Source organism: Methylobacterium sp. WL103 (genome assembly GCF_008039885.1).
GTDB lineage: Bacteria > Pseudomonadota > Alphaproteobacteria > Rhizobiales > Beijerinckiaceae > Methylobacterium > Methylobacterium cerastii.
This window is the reverse complement of sequence record NZ_VRUX01000365.1, coordinates 1-4,305: the sequence shown is the minus strand read 5'-3', so window position 1 is coordinate 4,305 and position 4,305 is coordinate 1. Positions and strand designations below refer to the sequence as shown.

Below are 4,305 nucleotides of genomic sequence, written 5' to 3'. Positions count from 1 at the left end.
CCCCGAGGTCGCGCAGGGCGGCGCGATCCTCGGCGGCGACGTCGACGAACGGCCCGCCGACGCCTCGGCGATCTCCGCAAGCCGGAAGGGGTGAGCCGCATGTGGCACGGACTCGAGCACGTCTTCGTCGAGCAGAGCCTGGTCGCGGCCTTCGCGGTCGTCGGGGCGCTGATCCTGGTCTCGGACATCGCCGCGAAGAAACTGACCAACGGGCGGGTGCACGGCTCGGCCATCGCCATCGTGCTCGGCCTGGCGCTCGCCTACGTCGGCGGCGTGTTCACCGGCGGCAAGAAGGGGCTGGCCGACATCCCGGCGCTCGCCGGGATCGGCCTGATGGGCGGGGCGATGCTGCGCGACTTCGCCATCGTCGCCACCGCCTTCGAGGTGGACGTGGTCGAGGCGCGCCGGGCCGGCCTCGTCGGCGTGCTGGCGCTGGCGCTCGGCACGCTGCTGCCCTTCGTCGTCGGCACGCTGACGGCGGTGGCCTTCGGCTACCACGACGCGGTCTCGATCACGACGATCGGCGCGGGCGCGATCACCTACATCGTCGGCCCGGTCACCGGCGCGGCGCTCGGCGCCGACTCGACGGTGATGGCGCTCTCGATCGCCACCGGCGTGACCAAGGCAGTGGGGGTGATGGTCGGCACGCCGCTCGTCGCCAAGCTGATCGGCCTCGACAACCCGCGCTCGGCCATGGCCTATGGCGGGCTGATGGGCACGGTGAGCGGGGTCGCGGGCGGCCTCGCCGCGACCGACCCCAAGCTCGTGCCCTACGGCGCGCTGACCGCGACCTTCCACACCGGCATCGGGTGCCTCGTCGGCCCCTCGGTGCTGTTCCTCACCGTGCGGGCGATCGTGGGTTGAGACGGCCCCTCACATGACGAGAGATCCATGGACGCGGGCGAGGCCACCGAGGAGCGAACGCTGATCTCCGAGCGCATCCGCGACGCGCTCAGCGACGCCATCGCGGCGGGCGAGCTCGCCGCCGGCACGGTCTTGGACGAGCAGACCCTGGCCGACCGCTTCGGCGCCTCGCGCACTCCCGTGCGGGAGGCCCTGCGTCAGCTCGCCTTCGGCGGCCTGGTGGAGCAGCGACCGCGCCGCGGCATGGTCGTCGCGCGGATGACGCCCGAGCGGATCATGGACATGTTCGAGGCGACAGCCGAGGTCGAGGCCCTGTGCGTGCGGCTCGCGACCTACCGCATGCGCCCGCTCGAGCTCAGCGCCCTGATGGACCTCCACCATCGCTCCGGCGCGGCGGTCGAATCCGGCGACCTCGACGCCTACGACGGCCTGAACCGCCAGTTCCACGAAGGGCTCTACGCCGCCACCCACAACGGGTTCCTCGCCGAGCAGGCGCTGGCGATCCGCACGCGGCTCTCGGCCTTCCGCCGCACCCAGCTCCGCCAGGGCGACCGCATCCGGCATTCCCATGGCGAGCACGGCGCGATCCTCGCCGCGATCGCGGAGGGCGACGGCGAGGCGGCGGCGCGGCGCATGCGGGCGCATATGCTCAACGCCGCCGGTGCGCTCGGACGCTACATCGCCGAACACGCCTGACGGGTGAGACCCGGCTCAGCCGGCGGCGCGGCCCTCGGTGATCCGGCGGAGGTGGTCCAGGATCTCCCGGCGCTGCTCGGCGCGGTCGAGGGTCGCCCAGAGGCGCAGCAGCTCGACGCTCTCGGCGATCCGGTCGCCCTCCTCGCAGCCACCGAAGAACGCCGTCGCCGGGATGCCGAGCGCCGTCGCGAGTTCCTTGAGCACCGGGTTCCCGGGGCGCCCCGTCTCGTCGTCCGCTGTCAACGCGTTCCCCTACGAGTCTTTCGTTCCGGCCGGGAGGCGTCGGCCGGCATCGCCCGGCGCCGACCGCCCGGCAAAGCTTCCACGGAAACCGGCGCTCCCGGCAAGGGGCGATGGTCGGTTCCCGTGACACCGAAGCGGCTGGTGCCGGCTCAGCCTTCCTTGAAGCCGTATTCCGGCACGCCGTCCTCGCTGCCGTAATACTTGTAGGGCAGGAACTTGCCCGACATGCCGAGCTTGACGCGGTCGCCCTTGTTGTTGGCCTCGCGCTCCATGGTCATGTTGAAGTCGATCGCCGACATGATGCCGTCGCCGAACTCCTCCTGGATCAGCTCCTTGAAGGTGGTGCCGTAGACCATCACCAGCTCGTAGAACCGGTAGATCAGCGGGTCGGTCGGCGGCAGCGAGGGGATCGAGCCGCGATAGGGCGCCTCGTTCAACATCCGCTCCTCGGATTCGGTGAGCCCGAACAGGGCGGCGGCCTTGGCGGCCTGCGCCTTCGGCAGCTTCATCTGACCCATGCAGGCGGCGGTGATCAGGATCGGCGACAGGCCGCCGATCTCGTCCTGGATGAACTTCCAGGTCCAGCCCTTGTCGCGCTTGATGTCGAGGAGCTTTTCAGTGAGGTCTTCGCGCTTCATGTCGGACATCCCTCGGGCTTGCAGGATCGGTCTGGCTCGGCGATCGAGCCGGGCCGGCCACGCGCTTGCGCAAGCGATGTGCCAGCCGGACGCCTTCCAAAAAGCTTCGCTGAGACAGAGCTTTGGCCCACGATGGGCGGATCACGAGATTTCGTGTACCATGACATCTCGTGGCCATACCACGAGATGTCGTAGCGGGTGCGGTGACTGCCTTGGGTGATGCGACCGACGATCTCGGACCCGTCTTCGAGCAGCACCGCGAGGCGATGCTGGTGATCGAGCCGGAGGCCGACCGGATCGTCGACGCCAACCCCGCTGCAGCCCGGCTGCTCGGCTACGACCGGGCGGCGCTCCGCGCGATCGCGGCGAGCGCGTTGCATCCCGGCCAGCGGACGGCGCTGATCGTGTTCACGGAAGCCGCCTTCGCCAACGGGCAAGGGTGGTCGCAGGCGCTGGAACCGCGCCACGCGGACGGGCGCAGCCTACGCCTGGAATATGCCGGGAGCCCGCTCGCCGGCGACCCGCTGCGGCTGCTCGTGACCCTGTCCGACCTCGAGGCCCGCGGGCGCCGGGTCGTCGACGGGCAGGCCGACGACCACATGCGGGCCGGCGTCGCCGAATGGCAGCGGGTCGAGCGGATCTTCCGCGACATCGAGCGCGAGAACCAGCTGATCCTGCGCGCCGCGGGCGAGGGCATCTACGGCGTCAACGCCGACGGGGCGACCACCTTCGTCAACCCGGCGGCCGAGCGCATGCTCGGCTGGCGCGCCGCCGACCTCGTCGGCAAGGACATGCACGCCACCGTGCACCACACCCATCCCGGCGGCACGCCCTACCCGCACCGCGACTGCCCGATCTACGCGGCCTTCCGCGACGGCGCGGTGCATCAGGTCGAGGACGAGGTGTTCTGGCGGCGCGACGGCACCGCGTTCCCGGTCTCGTACACTTCGACGCCGATCCGGGACCGCGGGCGGCTGCTCGGCGCCGTCATCGTGTTCCGGGACATCAGCCAGCGGCGCGAGGCCGAGGAGCGGCTGCGCAGCGCGCTGGCCGAGGTCGACTCCCTGCGCGAGCGGCTGGAACTGGAGAACGCCTACCTCAAGGAGGAGATCCGGCAGGAGCGCCACCACCAGGGCATCATCGGCCGCTCGCCGGCCATCGCGGCGACGCTGCGGCAGGTCGACCTCGTGGCCGGCACCGACGCCACCGTGCTCGTCACCGGGGAATCCGGCACCGGCAAGGAGTTGATCGCGCGGGCGATCCACGAAGCCAGCCGCCGACGCGACCGGCCGATGATCCGCGTGAACTGCGCCGCCGTGCCGCGCGAGCTGTTCGAGAGCGAGTTCTTCGGCCATGCCCGAGGCGCCTTCACCGGCGCCCTGCGGGATCGCGTCGGACGCTTCGAGCTCGCCGACGGCGGCACGCTGTTCCTCGACGAGGTCGGCGAAATCCCCCTCGACCTCCAGGGCAAGCTGCTTCGGGTGCTGCAGGAGCGCTCGTTCGAGCGCGTCGGCGAGGCGCGCACCCGCGCCGTCGACGTCCGCCTCGTCGCCGCCACCAACCGCGACCTGCGCGAGGAGGTGCGCCGGGGGCGGTTCCGCGAGGACCTGTACTTCCGCCTCAACGTCTTTCCCCTGGCCGCGAGCCCGCTGCGCGAGCGGCCGGAGGACATCGCGTCGATCGCCCAGCACTTCCTCAAGGGCGCGGCCCGCCGCCTCAACATCCCCGAGCCGCGCCTGACCGAGGGCGACGCCCGCCGGCTCGCCCGCTACGCCTGGCCCGGCAACGTGCGCGAGTTGGAGAACGTGATCGAGCGCGCGGCCATCCTGGCCGTGCGCGGCCGCCTGCGCTTCGACCTGCCGGA

Annotated in this window: 5 protein-coding genes; 3 read left to right on the top strand and 2 right to left on the bottom strand. The window is 71.5% G+C overall.

The window, feature by feature from the left end; genetic code table 11:
• Positions 1 to 99: 99 nt before the first annotated feature.
• Together madM and FV222_RS18525 are read left to right on the top strand one after the other, a co-directional pair.
• Positions 100 to 864, top strand: coding sequence for a malonate transporter subunit MadM (gene madM / locus FV222_RS18530; protein ID WP_147763806.1), 765 nt, complete (start codon positions 100 to 102; stop codon positions 862 to 864).
• A gap of 27 nt (positions 865 to 891) precedes the next feature.
• A complete protein-coding gene (locus FV222_RS18525; RefSeq protein WP_147751572.1) occupies positions 892 to 1,560 on the top strand; it encodes a GntR family transcriptional regulator in 669 nt (222 codons plus the stop codon).
• Positions 1,561 to 1,575: 15 nt separating this feature from the next.
• Here FV222_RS18525 and FV222_RS18520 read toward each other — a convergent pair whose 3' ends face one another.
• Together FV222_RS18520 and cynS are read right to left on the bottom strand one after the other, a co-directional pair.
• Entirely contained in the window at positions 1,576 to 1,803 is a 228-nt protein-coding gene (locus FV222_RS18520) for a hypothetical protein (protein WP_147751573.1), read from the bottom strand.
• Between the two features lie 149 nt (positions 1,804 to 1,952).
• Positions 1,953 to 2,441 carry a cyanase gene (gene cynS / locus FV222_RS18515; RefSeq protein ID WP_147751574.1) on the bottom strand — a complete coding sequence of 163 codons (489 nt, stop codon included), beginning with the start codon at positions 2,439 to 2,441 and terminating at the stop codon, positions 1,953 to 1,955.
• A 266-nt stretch (positions 2,442 to 2,707) separates the two neighbouring features.
• Here cynS and FV222_RS18510 point away from each other — a divergent pair.
• Positions 2,708 to 4,305 (top strand): sigma 54-interacting transcriptional regulator (locus FV222_RS18510; protein ID WP_246685538.1); only part of this gene is annotated, 1,598 nt, incomplete at its 3' end.

What these genes read in the sequence shown, in the direction of transcription:
- FV222_RS18525 (WP_147751572.1), top strand. Translation starts at nt 892, where the DNA reads ATGGACGCGGGCGAGGCCACCGAGGAGCGAACGCTGATCTCCGAGCGC.
- cynS (WP_147751574.1), bottom strand. Translation starts at nt 2,441, where the DNA reads ATGAAGCGCGAAGACCTCACTGAAAAGCTCCTCGACATCAAGCGCGAC.
- madM (WP_147763806.1), top strand. Translation starts at nt 100, where the DNA reads ATGTGGCACGGACTCGAGCACGTCTTCGTCGAGCAGAGCCTGGTCGCG.